Raw genomic sequence first — 23328 nt, forward strand, 5'->3', positions numbered from 1 at the left:
CCGCGCGTTTCCGGCGTGGCCAGGCCAAGGGACGTGCGTGCAGTGACTGAGCAGAACTTCGATGTGATCGTTGTTGGAGGCGGGTCCGCGGGAGCGGTCCTCGCGAATCGCCTGACCGAGGACGCCTCCCGGACGGTGCTCCTGCTGGAAGCGGGCCGGGCGTACGCCCCCGACGAGTACCCCGACGTGATTCGGAACAGCGGCCGGGTGGGTGGCGACGCGGACCATGACTGGGGTTACTCCGCCGCCACGGGCCAGGGTGACAATGAGATCCCGGCTCCGCGGGGCAAGGTGCTCGGCGGCAGCTCCGGCGTCAACGCGGGTGTCGCGCTTCGCGCGCGTTCCGCCGACTTCGCCGCCTGGCGCGCCCACGGTCTCTCGGGCTGGACCGAAGCCGAGGTGCTGGAGGCGTACAAGCGGCTGGAGACCACCCCGGCAGGTGAGGACAGCCTCCGCGGCCGCTCGGGACCGCTGCCCGTCCACCAGCAGGGATACGAAGAGCTGACCCCGTCGCTGCAGGCGTTCATCGACGCCGCCGCCACCGAAGGGTTCAAGCACCTGGAGGACGTCAACGGAGTTGACCAGGACGGAGTCACGGCCTACCAGCTCAACGTTCTGGCCGGAGTTCGCCAGAACACGGGCATGGCCTATCTGACCGACGAGATTCGGCGGCGCCCCAACCTGACCATCCGTGGGGGTGCGGAGATCGACCGGGTACTCGTCGACAACGGTGAGGCTCGGGGAGTCGTGACGACCGACGGCACGGTCTTCACCGCCGGTGAGGTGATCCTCTCCGCCGGCACCTACGGCAGCCCTGCCATCCTGATGCGCTCGGGCGTGGGACCGGCCGACCACCTGCGGGCCCTGGACATCCCCGTCGTGGCCGACCTGCCGGTGGGCCTGCGTCTGCGGAACCAGCCCTTCTACTTCAACGTGTACTCCCTGCGTCCGGGCAAGCTCGGCATGACGCCGCCGGGAGGCGCGCTGGTCTGGACGGGAACCAGCGAGGCAGGCGAGGACGAACTCGACATCCACATCTCCGCGACTCACCTGATCGATCCGGCATTCAGTCCGACGGGCGGCGCCATCGTGCTCGCGGTGTCGATCGTGCGGCCGGACTCGATCGGAACCTTCCGGCTCCGGAGCCGCGACCCCAAGGACGCCCCGGTCATCGACTACAACTTCCTTGCCGAGCCCCGTGACGTGCGGCGCATGGTGGAAGCGGTCAAGCTCAGCCGGCGCATCGGGGCCAACGACGTGTTCGCGAAGGTGGCCCAGGCCGAGCTGCTGCCCGGGGACGCCGTCCAGGACGACGCGACGCTCGAAGGCGTCATCCGCGACAATCTGGGCTCCTACGAGCACCCCACCTCGACTGTGCCCATGGGTGGAGACGACGACGAATGGGCCGTGGTGGACAGCGTGGGCGCGGTTCGCGGGGTGGGCAACCTGCGGGTGGTGGACGCCTCGATCTTCCCTGAGGTCCCGTCGACCGCCACCAATCTCACGGCCATCATGACCGCCGAGTACATCGCCCAGCAGGCATACGGCAAGTGAGTCGCCGGACCGAGTAGGGGAGCCGGCGGACCCGGCTCCCCTGCGCGCGTTCGCTCCCCTGCGCGCGGTCGCCCGCCGCGTCCCCCGGAGGAGTCAGAGGAGTCAGGACCGGCTGCCGGGGCGGTCGGGCAGGTCCTCCTCCTCCGCGAGCTTGGCCTCGATGTCCTCCCGCAGGGACTTCTTCGAAACCTTGCCCACATGGGACAGCGGCAGGCCGGCCACCACCTCGACGCGCTCGGGCAGCTTGTACGTGGCCAGGCCCTGCGTCAGTAGGAACTCGCCCAGCGACCGCATGGTCAGCGGCTCTCCGCCGGGCTCAAGGACGAGACAGGCGCATCCGCGCTCTCCCAGGACCTTGTCCGGCATGGCCACCAGGGCGGCATTGGAAATGGCGGGGTGCCGCATGATCAGTTCCTCGACCTCGTCGGCGTGGATCTTCTCCACCCCGCGGTTGATCACGTCCTTGATGCGGCCGTCGATCGAGTAGCAGGTCAGGCCGTCGATGACGTGCCGCCTGGCAAGGTCGCCCGTGCGGTAGAACCCGTCCGCGGTGAAGGCCTGCGTGTTGTGCTGCTCCGCGTGGTAGTAGCCGCGGATCGTGTAGGGGCCGCGGACGCACAGTTCACCGATCTCGCCGGGTGGGACCTCCGTGTCCTGGCCGGGCCGCAGGATACGGATCTCGTCGGCGGGGGAGAGCGGCTCACCCACGGTGTGGTGCCGCACTCGTTCACCGGCGTGCGCGGGCGTGACGAGGAACATCCCTTCGGCCATGCCGAACTTCTGCCGCACCGTGATGCCCAGTTCGTCCCGCAGGCGCTCGGCCACGTCCTCGGCCAGTTTCTGCCCGCCGATGATGAAGTCCTTGATGGAGGACAGGTCGGTCTTCTTACTGCGCGGGTCGTCCAGCAGCCGGATCGCCAGGGTGGGCGGCACGAGGGGGATCACCTCCGGGCGGGTTGTCTCGATCAGGTCGAGCAGGGTGCCGACGTCCGCCGAAGGGGGCAGTACCAGCGTGGCGCCGCTGAGCAGCGCGGGCTGCAGGGCCAGGGCGATTCCCGCGTTGTGCATGATCGGGAGGGGATACAGAATCACGGTTCCGCTGCCCCAGCCCAGTGTTCGGGCCCAGACGCGGGCGTTGTAGGCGTATTCCTCGTGCAGCCGGGGCGCGATCTTCGGCAGGCCTGTGGTGCCTCCGGAGAGCTGGAAGACGGCGATCCGGCGAGGGTCGCAGTGGTGGTACGGCAGGGCCTCGGGAGCGGCGGCCGTCCCGGATGCGAGCAGTTCTTCGTACCCCACGAAATCGGATGTCCGACCACGGGCCACGACGACGTCCTCGATGACGCCACTGGCGACGAGCACACGGGCGTTCTCGGGCAGCGGCCCGCGCCCGAAGTCGGCCTGCAGGACGAGGCCACGGGCGCCGATGTGCTGGGCCAGCACGCTGATCTCCCGGACACCGTGCTGCGGCAGTGTGCACACCGGCCGCACCCCGGCCAGCAGGCAGCCCAGATAGGACACGACGGTCTCGGCGACGTTGCCCATCTGGAACATCACGGCGTCCCCGGGCCGCAGGCTCGTCGACTCCAGCAGGCCGGAGGCAAACCGCTGGGCTTCGCCGAAGAGTTCCCGGTAGCTCCAACTATCCTCGGGAGTGATCAAAGCCGTGCGTTCGGCATACACGGATGCAGCGGACATCAGTTCCACCGGCAGCGACCGGCCGGACCAGAGACCGGCTGCCCGGTAACGGGCCTCGACCTCTGCCGGGTACGGAACGAGTCCCGGCTCGTCGACTTCGCCGCCGGGGAATGTGCGCGCCGTTGTTTTCGCCATGCTCCGCAATCTAACGACACTCCCTCCGAAGTTCCCTCCTTGGTGTCGAATATTCGACGATTACGTCACTCGAGTGCGGGTGCCCCGCGATGAGGTCTTGACTTGATCGTCGATAGTTCGACGTTTATGTTGGCGGGGTTGCGTGCCGGGTTCATTGTGGGACGCGAGCCGTCTCGGCGGGCGCTGATGGGACTTGTCGCGCTCCCGGGGCACGTGACCAGCGAGGAGACGTTCATGTCCAGCACACTCTTCGCGCCCTCCGGCGCGTGGAACGGCAAGATCTACAGTAACGGCTGGAAGGAGCCGGGCCTCGGGATCGAGACGGTGACGGAGAAGGCCACGGGCGTCGTCCTGGGCCACACCGGGCTTGCCTCGGCGGACGATGTCGCGGCTGCCGCGGCCACGGCCAGGGTGGCGCAGGCCCCCTGGGCCCGGGTCCCCGCCCCCGAGCGCGGAGACGTCCTCCGGAGGTTCTCGGAGCTTCTCCTGGAGCACGTCGACGAGATCGCCGAGCAGCTCATGCGGGAGACCGGTGCCATCCGCCTCAAGGGGGAGTGGGAGGCGCGCATGACCGCCCGCGAGATCCTCGAAGCCGCCGCACTCGGCAGTCGGCCGACGGGCATCCTGGCGGCCAGTGCGGAACCGGGACGCCACAGTGTGGCCCGCCGGATTCCGGTGGGGGTCGTCGGCATCATCACGCCGTGGAACTCTCCCCTTCTGCTGGCCGCACGTGCCGTGGGTCCCGCGCTGGTGATGGGCAACGCGGTTCTGCTCAAGCCCGACATCCAGTCGCCGGTGTCCGGTGGCGTCGTCTTCGCGCAGCTGCTGGAGGAGGCCGGACTTCCCTCGGGGCTGCTGCATGTACTGCCGGGCGCGATCGAGACCGGGCAGGCCCTGGTCAAGGACCCGGCGGTCGACATGGTGAGCTTCACGGGTTCGACCCGCGCGGGCCGTGAGATCGGCTCCGTGGCGGGCGGCATGCTCAAGCGGGTGTCCCTGGAGCTCGGGGGCAACAATCCCTACATCGTGCTGGACGGCACCGATATCGAAGCGGCGACCAGCGCCGGCGCCTGGGGCTCCTTCTTCCACCAAGGACAGATCTGCCTCACCGCCGGACGCCACCTGGTGCATGAACGGATCGCGGATGCCTACACCGAGGCGCTGGTCAGGAAGGCCAAGGCGCTGGTGATCGGTGACCCGACGACCGAGGGCGTGACGGTGGGGCCGATCGTCGACGAGCGTCAGGCGGCACGTGTCGAGCGGATCGTCGGAGACACCCTTTCTCGAGGAGCGCGAGCTCTCGCGGGCGGTTCCCGTGACGGAGTCTTCTTCGAACCGACCGTACTGACCGGTGTCGCTCCGGGCATGCCGGCCTTCGACGAGGAGATCTTCGGCCCGGTCGCGCCCATCACCACGTTCAGCACCGATGAAGAGGCCATCGCCCTGGCCAACCGGACCGGCTACGGGCTGGTGGCGGCGGTCGTCTCGGCGGATCGGGCGCGTGCCCAGCGGATCGCGGACCAGCTCCGTTCCGGAGTCGTCCACATCAATGACCAGACGGTGCTGCACGAGGTGTACGGGCCGATCGGTGGCGTCGGCGCGTCCGGCAACGGCTTCAACCACAGCACGCACACCAACGCCGACCAGTTCTCCGAATGGCAGTGGGTCACCAGCCGCGCCGAGATTCCCGAGTACCCGTTCTGAGGGGAGCCTCGGACCGGCCGAGCCACCGGCCGCATTGCGGGCGCACCACTTGACATGCTGACGCTGGTGTCGAAAAATAGTCATGAGAGTCAACCCGGAGGGAATGTCTCATGCCTGCACCGATTCGGATCGGACTCGTCGTGCCCAGCTCGAACGTGACGGTCGAGACCGAGATGCCACAACTGCTCGGCCGGCACCCCGAGGCGAACTTCTCGTTCCATGCCAGCCGGATGCGCATGCACACGGTGTCCCCCGAGCACCTGCGAGCGATGAACGCGCAGCGCGAACGGTGCGTTCTGGAACTGGGTGACGCGGGTGTCGACGCCGTCCTCTACGCCTGTCTGGTGGCGCTGATGGTCGGCGGACCGGGAGAGCACCAGCGCGCCGAGTCGGCGATCAGTGAGCAACTCTCCACCGGCGGGGCGAACGCGGCGGTGCTGTCCAGCGCCGGCGCGCTGTCGGAAGGACTGCGCGCCCTGAAGGCGCGCAGGATCGCCCTGGTCACCCCGTACACGCTCCCCCTGGCGCGGAAGGTCGTCGCCTACCTGGAAGCGGAGGGGTTCGACGTCGCCGACTGGCGGGCCCTCGAAGTCGAGGACAACGAACAGGTCGGCCGCATCCCGGGCGTGCGTGTGATGAGTGCCGCACGAGACCTGGACCTGGACGGGGTCGACGCGCTTGTCATCTCGGCCTGCGTGCAGATGCCCTCACTCGACCTCGTCCAGGCCGCGGAGGACGAGTTCGGCGTTCCGGTCGTCTCGGCGGCGACAGCGGGCGCGTACACCCTGCTCCGCAAGCTCGGACTGACCGTCGACATCCCCGGAGCCGGGAGCCTGCTCCGGCTGGATTCCCCGGTCGCCGGTTGACCCGCTGCCACCCATCGATCCGCTACGAGTACGAGGAGGTCCGACATGAATCAGCCCGAGCACCGGGTCAAGGGTGTGGACCACGCCGCTTTCCCCACCTTCGACCCCGTTGGCACCGTGCGCTTCTACCGTGATGTGCTGAAGTTCCCGGTGGTTCACTCCATCTGCGCCGCGGGCTGGGGCCCCGAGCGACACCCGGACTTCATCCACTTCTTCTTCGACATCGGCAACGACGACCGCATCGCGTTCTTCTACTACTTCGGATTCGAGCCCCCGGCCGGAGCCGGTGACGCGGGTGACGTCTACGCGAGGTTCGCCGATGACGTGCCCCAGTTCTTCATCAACTCCCGCCACCTGGCCATCCATGTGGACAACGAGCAGGACCTGCTCGAATACCGCGGTCGTCTCGACGCGTCCCAGTGGCCGGTCGAGATGCAGGTCATGCACGAAACCATCGAGTCGATCTACACCCACGACCCCAATGGCTACATGGTCGAGATCACCCGCGCACTGCGGCCGGTCACGCCGCAGGAAGACCTCGACGCCGCCCTCACGGTCGGCGCTCTGGTCGACGTGGCCTCGGGGCCGGAGCCCAGTATGGACAAGCTGCTCACCCGCAAGGCGGAGCTCATCGTCGAGCGGGCCGCGCAGTGGGAGAAAGACCGCGTCGGCACCGCGGAGGAGCTGACCCGAGGATGAGCACCTTCTTCGTTCTGGACGTCCCGGAGAACACCACGATTCCCGAGGTCGCCGCGCAGGACCCCGCTGTGGAGGTGGACAGGATCGGACCGTACTTCCGCATCACCTCCCCCAGGACCATCGTCGTGGACCGCCGGGCCACGGGGTGCCGGCACGCTGTCTGGTACAGCGCGGTGGCCGGGCTCGTGGACTCCCGGATCACTCAGCAGGACAAGAACGCACTACGCGTGGAGGCACGGTGAGCACCTCCGGCCGACTGGGAGCCGGCCGGTACATCACCGCCCGCGCGATCCCCGACTCGACAGTCTCCTCGCTGCACGAACTGACAACCGCGGACGGTGCGACGGTGACGGGTGTACTGCGCCGCCTTCCCGGCGCCCGCACGGTCGTCTGTCTGATGCACCCGCGCCAGGACTTCACCCACCACGTTCTGGTGCCCGAGCTGCTTGCCAGGGGAGCGGCGGTGTGGACACAGGGAACGCGCTCGGTCAACAACGACCTCAACCTGCTTCACGAGCAGGCCGTACTCGACCTGGCCGCGGGCCTGACGTTCCTTCGGAGCAGCGGCTTCGATCACATGGTCACGCTCGGACACTCGGGCGGTGGCACACTCGCCGCGCTCTACCATGAACAGGCCGGACTCCTCCCCGAGCAGCGGATTTCCCGCACACCCGCCGGCCGCCCCGTCGATCTGGCCGGCGCCGATCTGCCGGTCGTGGACGCAGCCGTCTTCATGGCGCCCCATCCGGGACAGGGCGCGCTGTTGCAGCGCCTGATCGATCCCTCGGTCACCGACGAGACCGACCCCATGTCCGTCGACCCCGGTCTCGACCCGTACAGCGCCGCCAACGGCTTCGCCCCCGCTCCTCGGAGCTCCGCCTACCCGGCCGAGTTCGTCGCGCGCTACCGGGCGGCCCAGCGAGCCCGTATCGAGCGCATCGACGCCCACGCTCGGGAGCTGGCCGACGAAGCGGCTGCCGCGCGCAAGCGCTTCAAGCGGAGCGGCGACGCCGCCGACCGGCGACGGGCGCTCGCCCCGAGGATCATCACGGTCTACCGCACCGACGCCGACCTGCGGAGCGTCGACCAGGCCCTGGACGCCAACGAACGCCCCTACGGGTCACTCTTCGGCAGCCGCCCCGACCTCATCAACTACGGCCTCGTGGGATTCGGGCGACTGTCCACACCGGAAGCCTGGCTGTCGACCTGGTCCGCCGTATCGACCAACGCGGACTTCCTCCGCTGCGCACCCGGCATCACCGCACCCACGCTGCTTGTCGAACTCACCGGGGACCAGGCGTCCTTCCCGCAGGACTCCTCGGCCATGGTGAGCAGTCTCGGCTCGGCGGACGTGACGCATCGCAGCGTACGCGGGCTGCACTTCGGCGGCCCCATCGCACCTGGTGAGCCGACCGGCAGCAGTCTCGCGGCCGAGGTGATCGGCGCCTGGCTGGCCGACCGGTTCCCTCTCGCGGTGTGAACGAACGTCCGCTGCCCGCGCCGGGAACAGCGTTTCGGCCGGCTACGGCCCCCCGGACCGGGAGCGAGGATCCGCCCCGGACGGCCTTCTCGCCTACGATCTCAGACATGGCCAAAGCAAAGACACCCGAAAGCGGGCGGCGGAGTACCGCGCGACGCTCACTCGTCACGCGTGATGTCCTGGAGAAGGCGACCCAACTGTTCGCGGAAAGGGGATACGAGGCAACCACCCTCCAGGACATCGCCGAGGCGGTGGGAGTCTCCCGGACCGCGCTCTACCACTATGTCTCCAGCAAGGAGCAGTTGCTGGAAATGCTGGTGGAGCAGATCGGCTTCGCGCTCGCCGAAGCGGTTGTCAGCCTGCGCGCTCGTACCGACCTCTCCCACGAGGGAAAGCTACGGGAACTCACCGACCTGGTCGTACGTCAGCGGGCCGCCTCTCCCAGCCAGTTCCGGGTGCTCGACCAGTCCGAGTCGATGCTCCCGGAGCCCTGGCAGGTTCGTCACCGCGAGGCGCGACGCCAAGTGCTGGCGGAGCTGTCCGGAATCATCGAAGACGGCATCGCCGCAGGGGAGTTCAAGCCGCTGGACCCTCACGTGGCCGCCTTCAGTGTGCTGGGCATGTCCAACTGGGTGGCGTGGTGGTACCACCCCGGCCTCGACTACGACGTGGACGCGGTCGCCAGGCAGATCACCCAATCCGCCATCGACATGCTTGTCGTCGAAGGTGCCCGTGGGCCGGCCGACTCGGTCCGCTCGGCTCTCGTGATGGCGCGATCGAGTCTCGACGCCCTGGAACGACTGTTGCCGGGTGGGGCGTGACACCTGGGTGTGGTGGCGGTTCGGGCGCACCACCGTCATCGCTCGACCGGGGCGCGCTCGGGTGGCGGCCGTTGCCGGGTGACGGTGCGCCGTGGACGCCGGCCCACCCGGAGAACGGCTCCACAGCCTGAAGGACAGCCTTCGGGCAGGCGGCGAGGGACGGGAAGGTGCCGCGGGTCGGGGAGGGCCTACAGCGCGTGCGACGGTCTCGTGGGCCCGGGAGGGACACTGGTGTCCCTGATGACCAACTCCATCGGGATGAGGCATGGTTCGCTGTCGAATTCCGAGGTCATGAGCAGCTCCAACCGCTCGGCGGCCTGCCTGCCGAGCTGGTCCCGGGGCCCCGACACCGTGGTGAGGAGGCGGCCCGAGGACGGCATACGGTCGAGCGAGAGGTTGTCGCACCCGATGACGGAGATGTCCTCGGGGACCTTGATGCCTCGTTCGTCGAATCCGGCCATGGCCCCGAGGGCCACGAGGTCGTTGTACGCGACGATCGCCGTGATGCCGGAGTCCGGCAGCGAGGCGATCGCCTCGTACCCCTGGCGGGTGGTGGAGCCGCAGGGGACGACGGTGACGTCGAGGCCGAAGGCCGCGGCCGCGGCGAAGGCCCGTACGCGCTCCGCGTTGGCCCAGGAGGCTTCAGGGCCACTGAGATAGGCCACCCGGCGGTGGCCGAGCTGGGCGAGGTGGCCGCAGACCAGTGTCATGCCGCCGTAGAAGTCGACCGAGACCGAGGGCGTGCTGAGCCCGGGAACCACCCGGTTGACCATGACCATCGGGGTGCCCTGGAGACTCAGGGCCACCAGCGAGGCACGGTCCATGCGGGTCGAGCAGAGCAGTACTCCGTCGCAGCACCGCATCAGGTCCTGCGCGTATTCGTATTCGCTCGCCGCGATCTCGTCGGATTCCATGATCATGACGCGGCGCCCGTGCGTACGGGCCACGCTGGAGACCGCCTTGAGGATGTCGGGGAAGTACGGGTTCGCCAGATCCGGGACCAGGACTCCGATCGCGCCCGCCTCGCCGCGGGCCAGCCCCTGGGCGGCCGCGTTGGGCCGGTAACCGAGGTCCGCGACGGCGTCGTGCACCCGCTGAACGAGCGAAGGGTCCACCTTGGCGGTGCCGTTGAGTACCCGGGACACCGTGGATGTCGAGACGCCGGCCGCCGCGCCCACTTCACGGATGGTCACCCGGGACCTCCCTGTCTCGCTGCCTGATCTGCTGATCCGCGACCTGCTCAACGAGCGCCTCCGAAAGTTCGGGAGAGAACAAGAAACTCAAGCGGGAACCATCTGGGGCAAGCCCCCGGCCGGTCGCAGCGAAGGCCGTGGGCGTACCTCTGACAGGGTAAATCGATTCACCGCGTCTCGTTTTCCCTCCGCGCGTCCGCGACGAGGCCCCGTAGGTGGTCCACGTCCCGCTGAAGCACATGCTCCAGGGACTCGAACGGGTAGTGGACGTGGAGCGAGAGCGGACCCCGGTAGCCGCGCCGGAGCAGTTCCGGGAGGATCTTCGGCCAGTTGACCACGCCACCGTCGGCGAGCGGCTGCCAGTCACACTCCCAGCCCCGCGTGCCTCGCCGCCACACCGCGTTCTTGACACCGACGCAGCCGATGCGCTCGATGCCCAGCATGTCGAGGCCGAGCCGCCAGTCCTCACTTCCCTCCTTGGCCTGGTTGCCGGGATCGGCGTAGACCAGAACGTCGCCGTGTCCCTCAAGGAGCCGCAGAGCGTGTGCTGCTGAGATGTGCAAGGTGCCGTGGTGCAGTTGGAGCGCCGGCCGCACACCGTGTGCGGCGGCGAGGTGTACAAGACTGTCCAGCTGACGGCGGGCTTCGTCCAGGCATGTCGCGTAGTCACCGTGCTCGGGGTATCGGTAGAAGCCGATACGCACCAGAGGGACCCCCGCTTCGGCGCAGCTCCCGATGATCCGCTCCGCCTGCGGCCCGGCGGTCGTCAGATCGGTGGTGACGATGTCGAGCCCCAGCCCCGCGCGCACCAGGGTGCGTGCCGCGGCGCCAATGCCCTCCGGTGCGTCCGGGGTCACCGCTTGCCCCGCACGGACGAGAAGGTCGGCGCCGTCCACTCCCAGGGAAGCGAGCCGGTCGGCGAGCCGGCCGACGCCGGTGGATCCGAACGGTTTGGTCAGGACGATCAAGCGCACGGTGGCGGTCCTTCCGGTCTCGGTCCTGGTGCGTGAAAGCGTTCCCTGAAATCTACCAGTCAGATCATTCGCCTGGTCGACCTGGCATGAGGTGCAGCTCAGAGGCGTGGTGGAGGAGCTTGCTCCAGGGCATTCCTAAATGATCTTGTGAAAACGCTTGCACGGGTCTTCCGTCGCCCCTAGCCTCGTCCGCACCTCGGGCCCCGGGTTTCCTGTGGGGCCGTTCGGTCGGCAGAGGCCATGCGTGCCTTCGCCGCGACGCCAGCAGGAGGACTCCGATGCTCAACAGACGACGTTCGCGGACACTCGCCGCGCTGATGACGGGGGTGGCGGTGGGCCTGTCCGGCTGCGGGACAAGTGGGGACGGCCCCGCGGAGGACACACTCACCATCTGGGACTTCTCCGTGGAGCAGGCCGGCTTCCATGACAAGGTCGTCGAGCAGTACGTCAAGGAGCACCCCGGCACCAGAATCGAGTGGCGGTCGATCTCGCAGGACGAGTATCAGCAGACGCTCCCCCTGGCCTTCCAGAGTCACCAAGGGCCGGACATCTTCTACTGGAGTGCCGGTGGCCCGTCGAATATGGCCCAGTTGCTCGACCAGAAATGGATCCGGCCGCTGACTCGCGACGGCAAGGTCTCCGAGGACTTCACCCGCCGTTGGCCGGAGGGCTCCTTCGTCGAGGGGATCAACACCTACCAGGGGAAGACCTACGGCTTTCCCTTCTCCGAGAACCTCTACTGGGGTCCCGGATACATGTTCCTGAACAAGAAGGTCTTCGAGGACGCCGGACTCGACACGGCGAACCCGCCACGGACCTGGTCGGAACTGAAGGACTCATGTGCCCGGATCGAGGCCAGGACCTATGCCTTTTGCATAGCCTCTCCCAGCAAGGAACAGGACCTGCAACGTCTGTGGTTCGCGCTCGCGTCGGGAGCGTCGACGGACCTGTTCTTCAATTTCCACGAAGGCAAGTTCTCGTTGGACGACCCGCAGGCCCTGAAGACGTTCTCGTACATTCAGGAGCTCGAGAAGGCCGGTCACCTGGCCCCCGGGCTGAACGACAAGAACTTCTCCCGCCAGCAGTTCGCCGTCGGGCAGGCCGGGATCTACCTGGACGGGACGTGGGTACCCAGTGTCTGGAACAGCCAGGGTTTCACGGCCGGCAAGTACACCGTCGCCGCCCGTCCCGTGCCTGACGGCGGGGCGACCGGCGCCTTGGCCCGTCAGCACGACGGCAACAAGTACTGGGTGAGTTCACAGACGAAGAACGGGGACGCCGCCTCGTCATTCCTGCAATGGATGACCGAGCCCGACGGTTACTTCGCGAAGGAGTACCTCAAGGCCGGCTTCGGAACGCTCGCGTTCGCCGATGCCGCCGAACACGTCACCGACCCCGCGGTTCAGCAGATCATGAAGATCGCGGATCAGCCCGGCTACCGCGTGAACGTCCCCGTTCCCGTCCAGAAATGCCCCGATCTCGTCAAGTCGACGGCGTATCTGGATGCCATCTCCAAGCGGCCCAACTGGGAGTACGAGGCGATGGTCGAGGCACTCACGAGCGGAAAACCGCTGGCCCCGGAGGCCAGGAAACTGGTCGCGGACCGTCAGAAAACCCTGGAGGGCGGGCTCAAGAAGGAAGCGGCGTCGGGCCTGAAGGTGTCGATCGACTGCTACACCTTCCCCGACTGGACCTACACCGAGGACTACTCGCGGGACCAGCGGCGTCCATGAGTTCAACGCGCCCGGTCCGTCCTGGACAGCCTGTGCTTCCCCGCGAGAGGACCTTTCATGACAGCCGTTCAGATCGCCCCGCCGGCCACACCCTCTTCAGCGGAGTCCGCTTCGCGGAAGGACGCGTCGCGGGAGCCGCCGCCCAGGCGTGAGGCACCACGGGAGCGGGCCAAGGGATGGGACCGCCTGTGGGTGGCGCTCTTCATGGCCCCCTTCCTCCTTCTGTACATCGGATTCACGATGTGGCCACTTGTCGCGACGGTCTACTACTCGTTCTTCGACTGGTCGGGCAGTGGGCCGATGGACAACTACGTCGGCGCCGGGAACTACCGGTCCATCCTCGGCGACGGCCTTTTCTGGCTCGCCGTGGCCAACACCTTGATCTTCGCCGTCCTGACGACAGCGATCAAACTCCCGCTCTCTCTCGTCGTCGCCGTGCTCTTCACACGGAAATGGCTACGGGGCAAAAGATTCTTCCGTACCGTGTTCTTCGCGCCGTTGATCATCCCTGTGGCCATGGCGGGCCTCGTCTTCACCTACCTGCTCAATCCGTCGAACGGCGCGCTCAACGCGATTCTGCGTGATCTGGGGATCATCGACGAGTCGGTCGATTTCTTCGCCTCACGGTGGAGTTCCCTGCTGGCTCTCGTACTCATCTCGGTATGGCAGGTGTTCGGCCAGTACGTCATCTACTGGATGGCCGCCATCCAGAACGTCCCCGACGAGCTGTACGAGGCGGCCGAAATCGACGGCGCGAGCGAATGGAAGAAGCTCACCCGCATCACGCTGCCGATCATCAAACCGGTGGCGGTCATCATCCTCTTGCTCGGGCTGGTCAATGCCATGCATCTGTTCGGGCTGGTCGTCACCCTCACCGGCGGCGGTCCCGGCACCAGCAGCTATGTCGTGTCGTACTTCATCTACGAAGAGGCGTTCGGAAGTCTGCCCTTCTCCTACGGATACGCCTCGGCCGCGGCGCTGCTCTTCTCGGTCATCGCCTTCGTCATTGTCATGAGCCAGGGCTTTTTCGTGCGCCGGGCGCAGAAGCTCCGGAAGGAGTACGGCGTCTGATGAGCACAACACGAGAGAGCTTCCGACTGCGCCGGGCGACCCGGGCCAATCTCATCACGCTGCCCCTGCTCGTGGTGGTCTCCCTCATCTGGATCTACCCCTTCCTCTGGACCGTCTCGGGGGCGTTCAAGACCCAGACCGGACTGTTCACCGGGGGCGCGGGGCTCATCCCCGACCAGTTGAGCTTCGACAACTTCCGACGCGCCTGGGTGAACGCCGGGTTCTCGCGATACTTCCTCAACACCGTGCTGTACACGGTGATATCCACCGCCGTCGAACTGGTGAAATCAGCTCTGTGTGGTTACATCCTCGCGCGCTACGATTTCCCCGGCCGCAGACTGCTCCACCGGACCATCGTCGCGACCCTGTTCATCCCGGTCGCCTCGATCATCATTCCCCAGTTCGTTCTGGTGGACCAGCTGGGCCTGCTCAATACCAGGGCCGGTGTCATTCTCGCGATGTCGGGAGCGGCGGGCGCTCTGTACGTACTCCTCTTCATCGGGTTCTTCTCCAGCGTGCCCCCCGCTCTCTTCGACGCGGCCAAGCTCGACGGCGCGGGCTTCCTGCGCACCTTCCGCCTCGTCCTCCCGCTCGCGAAACCGGTGATAGCGGTGGTGGTCATCTTCCAGTTCGTCAGCAACTGGAACGAGTTCAATATCCCACTGGTCTTCACCCTGGGGCAGCCGGAGCTGCAGAACCTCGCCGTCGGAATGCTCTCGTTCAAGGGCGAACACGCCGTGGACTGGACCGGGTTCGCCGCCGGGATGACGATCTCGTTCGTTCCCATGCTCCTCGTCTTCCTCTTCTTCCAGAGCTACTTCGTGCGTGGCCTGGCCGGCGCGACCAAGGAGTGACACGCGTGATTCGAGCGACTCTTCCCGCCGGCCGGTCCACGGGCCCGGCCCGGGGCCGCGACGGGACGTTCGCCTACACCTGGGACATCGTCGGCGATCCGGCGGCGGCAAGCCGGATCGCCGACCTGGGGGTGGGCACGGTCACCCTCCAGGCGACCTATCACGCCGTACGGGCGATATCCCCCCGGCACCCGCGCCACAGAATCGTGCACGCGGCGCACGCCGCCGCGTACTTCCCGCTCACCCCCGAGATCTGGCGGGGGCGGCCACTCACGCCGCTGCCCCCCACCTGGGGGGTGGACGTGCCGGACCGGTTCGGCGCCGCGGCGGACGCCCTGAGCACGGCGGGGCTCCGTGTCGAGGCATGGCTGGTCCTCACGCACTCGTCGGTCCTCGGCGCGCGCGCCCCCCACCTCACGGTCCGCAACGCCTTCGGCGAGCACTACCCGTACGCTCTCTGTCCGGCCCATCCGGAAGTGCGCGCGTACGCCCTCAATCTGGTCCGGGAGATATGTGGCCGGTACGACGTACCCAGCCTGATGCTGGAGGCCTGCGGCTGGCTCGGATTCGAGCACGGCAGCCATCACGAGAAGACCCATGGCGCGGACCTCTCGCCCGGCTGCCGCGATCTGCTGTCGGTCTGCCTGTGCCCGGCCTGCGCCGCGGCGCTCGCCGACAACGGAGTGGACCCGGACACCCTGGCGCGCGACATCCGTGCCGCCGTGGACGACGAACTGGTGCACGGCCGCCCGGCCCCCGCAACACTCGCCGAGACGCTGGGGGAGGACCGCGCACTGCGGCTTTTCCGTCACCGGCACGCCGTCATAGCCGAACTGACCAGCGCTGTCGCCTCCGTGGCCGCGGACCGTGAACTGCTGCTGATGGCCGATGACAACCCCCAGGCGACCGGCCCCGACAGCGGGCTGGACGTCACCTCGTTCGGCGGATCCGCCGATGCCTTCGTACTGAAGTGCTGGGGCGACGAGGACAGCGCGGTCGCCAGAGTCGAACAGGCCGTGCGGCGCACGACCGTTCCCGTCATCGCCAATGTCTCCGTACTCGAAGGCCCGCCGGACACGATCGCGCGGCGCGTGGCGCGGCTCGGCGCCGCGGGCGCCCAGCGGATCCGCTACTACCACGCGGGACTGGCCTCGGCCGCCCGGCTCGCCGCACTGCGCACCTTCGTACAAGGGGAACAGCGATGACACTCACCGGCATCTATGCCATGAACCCGGCCCTCTTCGACGGTGTCTACGGTCCCGAGGAACGCGCCGCCATCGAACAACATGTCCACATCCGGCAACCTCTGTGCCCCGGCGACGCACTCACCCCGGACCACCTCGCCGAAGTGGACGTCCTGATCACCGGCTGGGGCGGCCCACGGCTGAACGCCGAACTGCTCGCGGCCGCCCCCCGCCTCGGTCTCGTGCTGTACGGCGCCGGTTCCACACGCGGCCTGGTCACCCCCGATTCCTGGGCCCACGGCGTCAGGGTCACCTCCGCGGGACCGGTCATCGCCGAGACCGTGGCCGAGTTCACGCTCGCGCAGATCCTGTACGCGCTCAAACACGGATGGCGCTACGCCCTTGGCTCCCTGCGCCACCGGGCACCGGTACCCAGGCAGCCCGAACTCGGCACCGGCGGCTCGACCGTGGGCCTGGTCTCGCTCGGCGCCGCCGGCCGCGCGACGGCGCGTCTGCTCTCCCGCCACGACGTACGCGTCCAGGCATACGACCCCTACGCGAGGCCGGACATGGCCGCGGAGCTCGGGGTCCGGCTGATCCCCCTGGACGAACTCTTCGCCACCAGCGACGTGGTGAGCCTGCACACCCCATTGCTTCCGGACACCGAGCGCATGGTCGGCACCCAGCTTCTCGACTCCATGAAATCCGACGCCACTCTGATCAATACCGCGCGCGGTGGACTGATCGACGAGCCCGCGCTCATCGAGGTGGCCCGCCGGAGGCCGGACCTGTTCTTCGCACTCGACGTCACCGATCCGGAACCACCGCCGGCCGGTTCGCCCCTCTTCTCCCTGGACAACCTTGTGATCACACCTCATCTCGCCGGAAACCTCGGACCGGAGCGCCGTCGCCTCGGCCGCGCCATGGCCGACGAACTGGCGCGTTACACGACGGAGCGCCCACTTCGCCACGAAGTGACGGCCGACGGAACGCGGCACGCGGCATGACCGGGGACCGCTACCTGCTGGTGATGCTGCCGCCCCACGACCAGCGCACCGCTCAATGGCCCGCCCGGCTGGAAAGCGCCGTACCGGCGATCAGGGTCGTACGGCCCGAGACGCGGGAGGAGACGATCGAGGCGCTGGGCCGGGCCGACGCGGCGTACGGCGCGCTCCCCGAGGAACTCCTGCCGCACGCCGGCCGGCTGCGCTGGCTACAGGTCCCACAGGCGGGACCGCCGCCCGGCTTCTACTATCCGGAACTCGTGCGGCACCCCGTCCGCATCACCAACATGCGTGACACCTATACCGACCATGTCGCGGCGCACACCATGGCGCTGATCCTCGCCCTGGCCAGGGGCCTGCCGCGATACATGCGGAACCAGCTCGCGCCGCTGTGGGCCCCCGACTGGTCGCCGGAGTCGGTGACCCCCCTCTCGGAGATTCGCGCCCTGATCGTCGGAACGGGAGCGGTGGGCGCCGAGGTCGGGCGGCTGCTCGCCGCGTTCGGTACCGAGGTCGACGGCATCGACGCCCGGCAGACGGCGGTCCCGCCCGGGTTCACCCGTCTCCACCGGCCGGAGCGGCTGGAGGTCTGCCTCCCCGAAGCCGACCTCGTCGTGGTCACTGTCCCGCACACACCGCACACGGAAGGGCTGTTCAACGCCGAGCGGCTGGCGCTGATGAAGCCGACCGCCTGGCTGGTCAACGTCGGCCGTGGCCAGACGGTTCGGCTCGACGCACTGACCGAGGCTCTCGACCAGGGGCGGCTCCGGGCCGCCGCCCTGGACGTCTTCGAAACCGAGCCGCTCCCGGCGCACCACCCCCTCTGGCGTCGCCCCGATGTCCTGATCACCCCTCATGTCGCCGGAGCCGGCCCGCACGCCGACGAGCGCCGCCTCGCCGTCCTCCTCGACAACGCCAGAAGATTCGCGGAGGGAAGACCGCTGGTCAATGAGGTCGAGAAAGCCGATTGGTACTGAGGAGACACGGACCGCCATGAACCATCACACGCCTGGATCGCCCACCATCGACCGCGTCGAAACCTTCACCATCGCCCTGCCCACCCTGCGCGACTTCGCCGTCGCCGGCGGGCCCGTCACCCGCGGCGACCGGCCCGCCATCCGTGTCGTGGTCAAGGTGACGGCCTCGGACGGCAGTACGGGCTGGGGCGAGGCGACACCGATCCCCTCGTGGACGTACGAGACCACCGAGTCGATCGTCTCCACCATCGACCACTATCTGGCACCCGCGGCGACCGGACGGGCACTCTGGGATCTCGACGGACTCGTCAGAACCTTCGACCGGACCATCAGCCGGGGCTTCTCGATCGGAATGCCCCTGGCCCGTTCCGCCGTCGACGTCGCCTGCCACGACGCGCTCGCCCGGTCACGGGGCCTGTCCCTGGGGGAACTGTGGGGCCGCCGCCGCAGCGATACCGTCGAACTCGCCTGGATAGTGACGGGCACCGACGCGGCGACGGCCCGGGCATCCGTCGCCGAAGGCCAGGCCCATGGCTACCGCCACTTCAAGGTCAAGACAGGGATCGCCACCGGGGCCGATGACCTCGCCGTCGTCACCGCTGTCCGCGAAGCCGCGCCGGACGGCATCCTCTGGGTGGACGCGAACCAGTCCTGCACCGTGGACTCCGCGCTGCGCATGGCACGGGCACTGGAGCCCCTCGGCATCACAGCGTTCGAACAGCCGCTTCCCGCCAACGACATCGACGGTCTGCGCAGACTGCGCGATCTGAGTCCGGTGCCGGTGGCGGTCGACGAAAGTCTGCGCCACCCCAGCGATCTGGCCACCTTCGTACGCCTCGGCGCCATCGGAACAGCCGTCGCCAAGGTCCAGCGCTGCGGCGGCCTCACCCTGGCGCTGCGCCAGTGCCAGCTCGCCGAGGACTGCGGAGTGGAGATCATGGGGTCGGGTCTGACCGAGTCCGACATCGGCCTCGCGGCCTCGCTCCATCTCTTCGCCGCCTTCGGCATCAGCACACCCGTCGACCTCAACGGTCGGCAGTTCCTCACAAGCCCCTACGCCACCGACCCGGTCATCCCCGTCACCGAGGGGACTGCCGAGGTGCCCGCGGGACCGGGCCTCGGAATCGGGATCAACGAGGAGGTGATACGCGAACTCTCCGTCTGACCCTCGAAATCCCCGAACAGGAGTCGTATATGTACCAGTTCACGTCCCCGATACGGCGCCGCGGGTTGTACTGCGGTCTCGCCTCCCTCGCCACCTGCGTCACGCTGGTCGCCGGCAGCCCCGTGGCCTTCGGCCGGCCGGCTCAGCCGTCGTCGACGGGAGGGACCCCGGCCGCCTGCCCCTCGCCGTCCTCGGTGCTCGGGCTCACCGGTAACTGGAAGCTCCAGCTGCCGGTGGACGATCCCAACGCCTCGGGCACCCAGCCCCTGGAGATCAAGCAGCCCGCACTCGCCTCGTACAACAGCAACCCCTGGTTCACCCCGACCTCCGACTGCGAGGGAGTGAAGTTCCGCGCGGCGGTCAACGGGGCCACCACGACCAACACTTCCTACCCCCGCTCGGAACTGCGGGAGATGACGAACAACGGTGGGTCCCTCGCCAGTTGGTCCTCGTCCTCGGGCACGCACACGCTCATCATCGACCAGGCCGTCAACCGTCTGCCCGCGACGAAGAGCCATGTCGTCGTGGGACAGATCCACGACGGCAACGACCGCTCGGTCTTCCGGCTGGAAGGAACCAGCCTGTACGTCACCAAGGACAACGACACCCACCACAAGCTGGTGACCGGCGACTACCGGCTCGGCACCGTCTTCGAGGCGAAGTTCGTCGTCAGCGGCGGCAAGATCAAGGCGTACTACAACGGGGTCCTCCAGACCACCATCACCGCGGCCTTCACCACCGGGTACTTCAAGGCAGGGGTCTACACCCAGGCGAACTGCGGCAATTCCTCGCCGTGTAACAGCGACAACTATGGCGAGGCCACGATCTACAACGTCAGCGTCAAGCACAGCTAGGGCATCTCTCTGAAGTGATGCCGTCCGCCGCTGGGCGGGGCCGCGCCCGCGGCGGTATGTCGCCGCGGGCGCGGGCCGGCCTCGGTCAGGCGCCGACGTAGGCCGCGAGGTGCTCGCCGGTGAGAGTGGAGCGGGCGGCGACGAGGTCGGCGGGTGTGCCCTCGAACACGATCCGGCCGCCGTTGTGGCCGGCGCCGGGGCCCAGGTCGACGATCCAGTCGGCGTGCGCCATGACCGCCTGGTGGTGCTCGACGACGATGACCGACTTACCGGAGTCGACAAGCCGGTCGAGCAGGCCGAGCAGCTGCTCGACGTCGGCGAGGTGGAGGCCGGCGGTCGGCTCGTCGAGGACGTAGACGCCGCCCTTCTCGGCCATGTGCGTGGCCAGCTTGAGCCGCTGCCGCTCGCCGCCGGACAGTGTGGTGAGCGGCTGGCCGAGGCTGAGGTAGCCGAGCCCGACGTCGGCGAGCCGGTTGAGTACGGCGTGCGCGGCCGGCGTACGCGCCTCGCCGGCGCCGAAGAACGACTCGGCCTCGGTCACCGACATCGCGAGCACCTCGCTGATGTCGCGGCCACCGAGGTGGTAGTCCAGCACCGATGCCTGGAACCGCTTCCCCTCGCACTCCTCGCAGGTGGTGGCGACGCCGGCCATCATCGCCAGGTCGGTGTAGATGACGCCCGCGCCATTGCAGTGGGGGCAGGCGCCCTCGGAGTTTGCGCTGAACAGCGCGGGCTTCACGCCGTTGGCCTTCGCGAACGCCTTACGGATCGGGTCGAGCAGTCCGGTGTACGTCGCCGGGTTGCTCCGCCGCGAGCCGCGGATCGCGCCCTGGCCGATCGACACCACACCCGCGTCGGCGGCCCCCGACCGTTGTGGCAGTGACCCGTGCACGAGCGAGCTCTTGCCGGAGCCGGCGACGCCGGTGACGACGACAAGCACCCCGAGCGGGATGTCGACGTCGACGTCGCGCAGGTTGTGCGTCGTCGCGCCGCGGATCTCCAGCGTGCCGGTGGGCTTGCGCACCGTCTCCTTGAGGGAGGCCCGGTCGTCGAAATGGCGGCCGGTGATGGTGCCGCCGGCCCGCAGCCCCTCGACGGTGCCCTCGAAGCAGACGGTGCCGCCCGCGGTGCCGGCGCCGGGGCCGAGGTCGATGATGTGGTCGGCTATCGCGATCGTCTCCGGCTTGTGCTCCACGACGAGCACGGTGTTGCCCTTGTCCCGCAGCCGCAGCAGCAGGTCGTTCATCCGCTGGATGTCATGGGGGTGCAGCCCCGTGGTGGGTTCGTCGAAGACGTAGGTGGTGTCGGTGAGCGAGGAACCGAGGTGGCGGATCATCTTGACGCGCTGCGCCTCACCGCCCGACAGCGTGCCCGACGGACGGTCGAGCGAGAGGTAGCCCAGCCCGATCTCCACGAACGAGTCGAGGGTCTGTCCCAGCGTGGTGAGCAGCGGTGCCACCGACGGCTCGTCGAGGCCGCGCACCCACTCGGCGAGGTCGCTGATCTGCATCGCGCACGCGTCGGCGATGCTGATCGCGCCGATCCGCGACGACCGGGCCGCCTCGCTGAGCCGGGTGCCGTCGCACTCGGGGCATGCGGTGAAGGTGACCGCGCGGTCCACGAACGCGCGTATGTGCGGCTGGAGCGCGTCCTTGTCCTTGGAGAGGAACGACTTCTGGATCTTGGGGATGAGCCCCTCGAAGGTGAGGTTCACCCCCTCGACCTTCACCTTGGTCGGCTCCCGGTAGAGGAAGTCCCGCATCTCCTTCTTCGTGAACTCGCGGATGGGCTTGTCCGGGTCGAGGAGGCCCGACTCGGCGTAGACCCGCACCGTGAAGAAGCTGTCGGACTTCCAGCCGGGGATGGTGAACGCGCCCTCGGCGAGCGACTTGGAGTCGTCGTAGAGCTGGGTGAGGTCGATGTCGGAGACCGTGCCCCGGCCCTCGCAGCGCGTGCACATGCCGCCGGTACGGCTGAAGGTCTGTTTCACGGTCTTGCCCGCGCCGCGTTCGACCGTGATCGCACCGCTCGCCCGGACCGAGGCGACGTTGAAGGAGAACGCGTTGGGCGAGCCGATGTGCGGCTGCCCGAGCCGGCTGAAGAGGATGCGCAGCATCGCGTTCGCGTCGGTGGCGGTGCCGACCGTGGAGCGGGCGTCGGCGGCCATCCGCTGCTGGTCGACGATGATCGCGGTCGTCAGCCCGTCGAGTACGTCGACCTCGGGCCGCGCCAGCGTCGGCATGAAGCCCTGCACGAAGGCGCTGTACGTCTCGTTGATCAGCCGCTGCGACTCCGCGGCGATCGTGCCGAACACCAGGGAGCTCTTGCCCGAGCCGGAGACGCCGGTCAACACCGTCAGCCGGCGCTTCGGGATCTCGACGCTGACGTCCTTGAGGTTGTTCACGCGCGCGCCGTGCACGCGGATCACATCGTGGCTGTCGGCGACGTGCTCCGCAGGCGACCGCGTGTCCGTCCTCATGGCCATGCTCATTGTGACTTCTCCATCTGTTGGGCGGGGCCGCCTTCGCGGTCTCCGTCGGCGTCCCCGCTGCGGCCCGTGGCACACGGGGCCTCGGCCACGCGGGAGATACGGAACCAGTGATACGTGGCCGACGCGGCCGGGGCGATACCGGTGTGCGCGACGAACCGGTCCACCCCGCTCCCGCGTCGGCGCGCCGATCTCAGGGATCTCGGCTTCGCCCTCGATCACGCATGCGTCGCGGGTGTGGTCAGGACCAAGCCGGACGGCCCGGGTGGCCGGGTTCCTGCCGGTCGGGCTGTCCGTCGGCGCGGCCGTCAGCAGCGCCTCGCCGTCCCGGTCGGGCGGCAACGGTATCAGGCACGGCGCACCGTCCGCCGAGGTACCGGCCACCCGTACCGCCTGCCGTGCGCGGGCACCTTCACGGTGCCGTGCGTGCGGGTCATGCCGGCGATCACCGGATGGTTCAGCGGACCTCGTTGATGCGGATCAGGTTGCCCGCGGGATCGCGGAAGGCGCAGTCGCGCACCCCGTACGGCTGCTCGGTCGGCTCCTGGACGACCTCGGCGCCGTCGGCCCGCAGCCGCGCGAAGGTGCCGTCGAGGTCGGCGGTGGCGAGGATGACGCGGGTGTAGCTGCCTTTGGCCATCATCTCGGCGATGGTGCGGCGCTCGTCGTCGGTGATGCCGGGGTCGGCGGCCGGCGGTTCCAGGACGATGGACGTGCCGGGCTGGTCGGCGGCGCCGACCGTGATCCAGCGCATTCCGCCGTATCCGACATCGTTGCGGACCTCGAAGCCGAGTATGTCGCGGTAAAAGGCCAGGGAGGCGTCAGGGTCGTTGTGCGGGAGGAAGGTCGTGTGAAGTGTGATGTCCATGGCCGTCAC

General features: G+C 68.4%; 21 protein-coding genes. 15 read left to right on the plus strand and 6 right to left on the minus strand.

Annotated elements, in window-relative coordinates:
• Positions 1-42: 42 nt before the first annotated feature.
• The gene (locus ACIRQP_RS30185) at positions 43-1554 is read left to right on the plus strand and encodes a GMC family oxidoreductase (RefSeq protein ID WP_403895334.1); all 1512 of its coding nucleotides are present in this window, start codon (positions 43-45) and stop codon (positions 1552-1554) included.
• A gap of 102 nt (positions 1555-1656) precedes the next feature.
• On the opposite strand, the gene ACIRQP_RS30190 is transcribed toward ACIRQP_RS30185, so the two are convergent.
• Positions 1657-3384, minus strand: coding sequence for a (2,3-dihydroxybenzoyl)adenylate synthase (locus tag ACIRQP_RS30190; RefSeq protein ID WP_403895336.1), 1728 nt, complete (start codon positions 3382-3384; stop codon positions 1657-1659).
• Between the two features lie 234 nt (positions 3385-3618).
• Between ACIRQP_RS30190 and ACIRQP_RS30195 the strand changes: the two genes are divergently transcribed.
• From ACIRQP_RS30195 to ACIRQP_RS30220, 6 genes are all read left to right on the plus strand, one after another.
• Positions 3619-5088, plus strand: a complete 1470-nt coding sequence (locus tag ACIRQP_RS30195; protein WP_403895339.1) for a benzaldehyde dehydrogenase — start codon at positions 3619-3621, stop codon at positions 5086-5088.
• A gap of 110 nt (positions 5089-5198) precedes the next feature.
• Positions 5199-5954: an Asp/Glu racemase gene (locus ACIRQP_RS30200; protein ID WP_403895341.1), complete on the plus strand. Its 756-nt coding sequence runs from the start codon at positions 5199-5201 to the stop codon at positions 5952-5954.
• A 45-nt stretch (positions 5955-5999) separates the two neighbouring features.
• The gene (locus ACIRQP_RS30205; protein ID WP_403895344.1) at positions 6000-6653 is read left to right on the plus strand and encodes a VOC family protein; all 654 of its coding nucleotides are present in this window, start codon (positions 6000-6002) and stop codon (positions 6651-6653) included.
• Positions 6650-6895 carry a hypothetical protein gene (locus tag ACIRQP_RS30210; protein WP_403895347.1) on the plus strand — a complete coding sequence of 82 codons (246 nt, stop codon included), beginning with the start codon at positions 6650-6652 and terminating at the stop codon, positions 6893-6895. Before ACIRQP_RS30205 ends, ACIRQP_RS30210 begins: the two co-directional genes overlap by 4 nt.
• Positions 6892-8133: a hypothetical protein gene (locus tag ACIRQP_RS30215; RefSeq protein ID WP_403895350.1), complete on the plus strand. Its 1242-nt coding sequence runs from the start codon at positions 6892-6894 to the stop codon at positions 8131-8133. The genes ACIRQP_RS30210 and ACIRQP_RS30215 overlap by 4 nt, the downstream gene beginning before the upstream one ends.
• Positions 8134-8240: 107 nt before the next feature.
• Entirely contained in the window at positions 8241-8954 is a 714-nt protein-coding gene (locus ACIRQP_RS30220; protein WP_403895352.1) for a TetR/AcrR family transcriptional regulator, read from the plus strand.
• A 188-nt stretch (positions 8955-9142) separates the two neighbouring features.
• On the opposite strand, the gene ACIRQP_RS30225 is transcribed toward ACIRQP_RS30220, so the two are convergent.
• Together ACIRQP_RS30225 and ACIRQP_RS30230 are read right to left on the minus strand one after the other, a co-directional pair.
• Positions 9143-10147, minus strand: coding sequence for a LacI family DNA-binding transcriptional regulator (locus tag ACIRQP_RS30225; RefSeq protein ID WP_403895354.1), 1005 nt, complete (start codon positions 10145-10147; stop codon positions 9143-9145).
• 167 nt (positions 10148-10314) lie between these two features.
• Positions 10315-11121, minus strand: coding sequence for a sugar phosphate isomerase/epimerase family protein (locus ACIRQP_RS30230; protein WP_403895356.1), 807 nt, complete (start codon positions 11119-11121; stop codon positions 10315-10317).
• A gap of 278 nt (positions 11122-11399) precedes the next feature.
• On the opposite strand from ACIRQP_RS30230, the gene ACIRQP_RS30235 reads away from it, so the two are divergent.
• From ACIRQP_RS30235 to ACIRQP_RS30270, 8 genes are read left to right on the plus strand one after another with little or no spacing between them, the layout of a single operon-like run.
• Positions 11400-12854: an ABC transporter substrate-binding protein gene (locus ACIRQP_RS30235; protein WP_403895359.1), complete on the plus strand. Its 1455-nt coding sequence runs from the start codon at positions 11400-11402 to the stop codon at positions 12852-12854.
• A gap of 57 nt (positions 12855-12911) precedes the next feature.
• Positions 12912-13925, plus strand: a complete 1014-nt coding sequence (locus ACIRQP_RS30240; protein WP_403895361.1) for a carbohydrate ABC transporter permease — start codon at positions 12912-12914, stop codon at positions 13923-13925.
• Positions 13925-14779: a carbohydrate ABC transporter permease gene (locus tag ACIRQP_RS30245; RefSeq protein WP_403895364.1), complete on the plus strand. Its 855-nt coding sequence runs from the start codon at positions 13925-13927 to the stop codon at positions 14777-14779. Before ACIRQP_RS30240 ends, ACIRQP_RS30245 begins: the two co-directional genes overlap by 1 nt.
• Before the next feature lie 5 nt (positions 14780-14784).
• On the plus strand, positions 14785-15984 hold the full coding sequence (locus ACIRQP_RS30250; RefSeq protein ID WP_403895367.1) for a hypothetical protein: 1200 nt from the start codon (positions 14785-14787) through the stop codon (positions 15982-15984).
• A complete protein-coding gene (locus ACIRQP_RS30255; protein WP_403895370.1) occupies positions 15981-16970 on the plus strand; it encodes a hydroxyacid dehydrogenase in 990 nt (329 codons plus the stop codon). Before ACIRQP_RS30250 ends, ACIRQP_RS30255 begins: the two co-directional genes overlap by 4 nt.
• Positions 16967-17944, plus strand: a complete 978-nt coding sequence (locus tag ACIRQP_RS30260) for a D-2-hydroxyacid dehydrogenase (protein ID WP_403895373.1) — start codon at positions 16967-16969, stop codon at positions 17942-17944. The genes ACIRQP_RS30255 and ACIRQP_RS30260 overlap by 4 nt, the downstream gene beginning before the upstream one ends.
• A 16-nt stretch (positions 17945-17960) precedes the next feature.
• Positions 17961-19109, plus strand: coding sequence for a mandelate racemase/muconate lactonizing enzyme family protein (locus tag ACIRQP_RS30265; RefSeq protein ID WP_403895375.1), 1149 nt, complete (start codon positions 17961-17963; stop codon positions 19107-19109).
• A gap of 29 nt (positions 19110-19138) precedes the next feature.
• Positions 19139-19963: a polysaccharide lyase family 7 protein gene (locus ACIRQP_RS30270; RefSeq protein ID WP_403895378.1), complete on the plus strand. Its 825-nt coding sequence runs from the start codon at positions 19139-19141 to the stop codon at positions 19961-19963.
• A gap of 85 nt (positions 19964-20048) precedes the next feature.
• Here ACIRQP_RS30270 and ACIRQP_RS30275 read toward each other — a convergent pair whose 3' ends face one another.
• From ACIRQP_RS30275 to ACIRQP_RS30285, 3 genes are all read right to left on the minus strand, one after another.
• On the minus strand, positions 20049-22454 hold the full coding sequence (locus ACIRQP_RS30275) for an ATP-binding cassette domain-containing protein (protein WP_403895381.1): 2406 nt from the start codon (positions 22452-22454) through the stop codon (positions 20049-20051).
• Positions 22451-22618: a hypothetical protein gene (locus ACIRQP_RS30280; protein ID WP_403895383.1), complete on the minus strand. Its 168-nt coding sequence runs from the start codon at positions 22616-22618 to the stop codon at positions 22451-22453. The genes ACIRQP_RS30275 and ACIRQP_RS30280 overlap by 4 nt, the downstream gene beginning before the upstream one ends.
• A 290-nt stretch (positions 22619-22908) precedes the next feature.
• On the minus strand, positions 22909-23319 hold the full coding sequence (locus tag ACIRQP_RS30285) for a VOC family protein (RefSeq protein WP_403895385.1): 411 nt from the start codon (positions 23317-23319) through the stop codon (positions 22909-22911).
• Positions 23320-23328 lie beyond the last annotated feature (9 nt).

Source organism: Streptomyces sp. NPDC102274, assembly GCF_044766385.1.
In the GTDB taxonomy this organism is placed as follows: domain Bacteria; phylum Actinomycetota; class Actinomycetes; order Streptomycetales; family Streptomycetaceae; genus Streptomyces.

Excerpts from the sequence above, each read along its gene's own strand:
- ACIRQP_RS30210 (WP_403895347.1), top strand. The coding sequence starts at position 6,650 with ATGAGCACCTTCTTCGTTCTGGACGTCCCGGAGAACACCACGATTCCC.
- ACIRQP_RS30265 (WP_403895375.1), top strand. The coding sequence starts at position 17,961 with ATGAACCATCACACGCCTGGATCGCCCACCATCGACCGCGTCGAAACC.
- ACIRQP_RS30270 (WP_403895378.1), top strand. The coding sequence starts at position 19,139 with ATGTACCAGTTCACGTCCCCGATACGGCGCCGCGGGTTGTACTGCGGT.
- ACIRQP_RS30285 (WP_403895385.1), bottom strand. The coding sequence starts at position 23,319 with ATGGACATCACACTTCACACGACCTTCCTCCCGCACAACGACCCTGAC.
- ACIRQP_RS30220 (WP_403895352.1), top strand. The coding sequence starts at position 8,241 with ATGGCCAAAGCAAAGACACCCGAAAGCGGGCGGCGGAGTACCGCGCGA.
- ACIRQP_RS30245 (WP_403895364.1), top strand. The coding sequence starts at position 13,925 with ATGAGCACAACACGAGAGAGCTTCCGACTGCGCCGGGCGACCCGGGCC.
- ACIRQP_RS30240 (WP_403895361.1), top strand. The coding sequence starts at position 12,912 with ATGACAGCCGTTCAGATCGCCCCGCCGGCCACACCCTCTTCAGCGGAG.
- ACIRQP_RS30275 (WP_403895381.1), bottom strand. The coding sequence starts at position 22,454 with ATGAGCATGGCCATGAGGACGGACACGCGGTCGCCTGCGGAGCACGTC.
- ACIRQP_RS30260 (WP_403895373.1), top strand. The coding sequence starts at position 16,967 with ATGACCGGGGACCGCTACCTGCTGGTGATGCTGCCGCCCCACGACCAG.
- ACIRQP_RS30195 (WP_403895339.1), top strand. The coding sequence starts at position 3,619 with ATGTCCAGCACACTCTTCGCGCCCTCCGGCGCGTGGAACGGCAAGATC.
- ACIRQP_RS30190 (WP_403895336.1), bottom strand. The coding sequence starts at position 3,384 with ATGGCGAAAACAACGGCGCGCACATTCCCCGGCGGCGAAGTCGACGAG.
- ACIRQP_RS30255 (WP_403895370.1), top strand. The coding sequence starts at position 15,981 with ATGACACTCACCGGCATCTATGCCATGAACCCGGCCCTCTTCGACGGT.
- ACIRQP_RS30200 (WP_403895341.1), top strand. The coding sequence starts at position 5,199 with ATGCCTGCACCGATTCGGATCGGACTCGTCGTGCCCAGCTCGAACGTG.
- ACIRQP_RS30235 (WP_403895359.1), top strand. The coding sequence starts at position 11,400 with ATGCTCAACAGACGACGTTCGCGGACACTCGCCGCGCTGATGACGGGG.
- ACIRQP_RS30205 (WP_403895344.1), top strand. The coding sequence starts at position 6,000 with ATGAATCAGCCCGAGCACCGGGTCAAGGGTGTGGACCACGCCGCTTTC.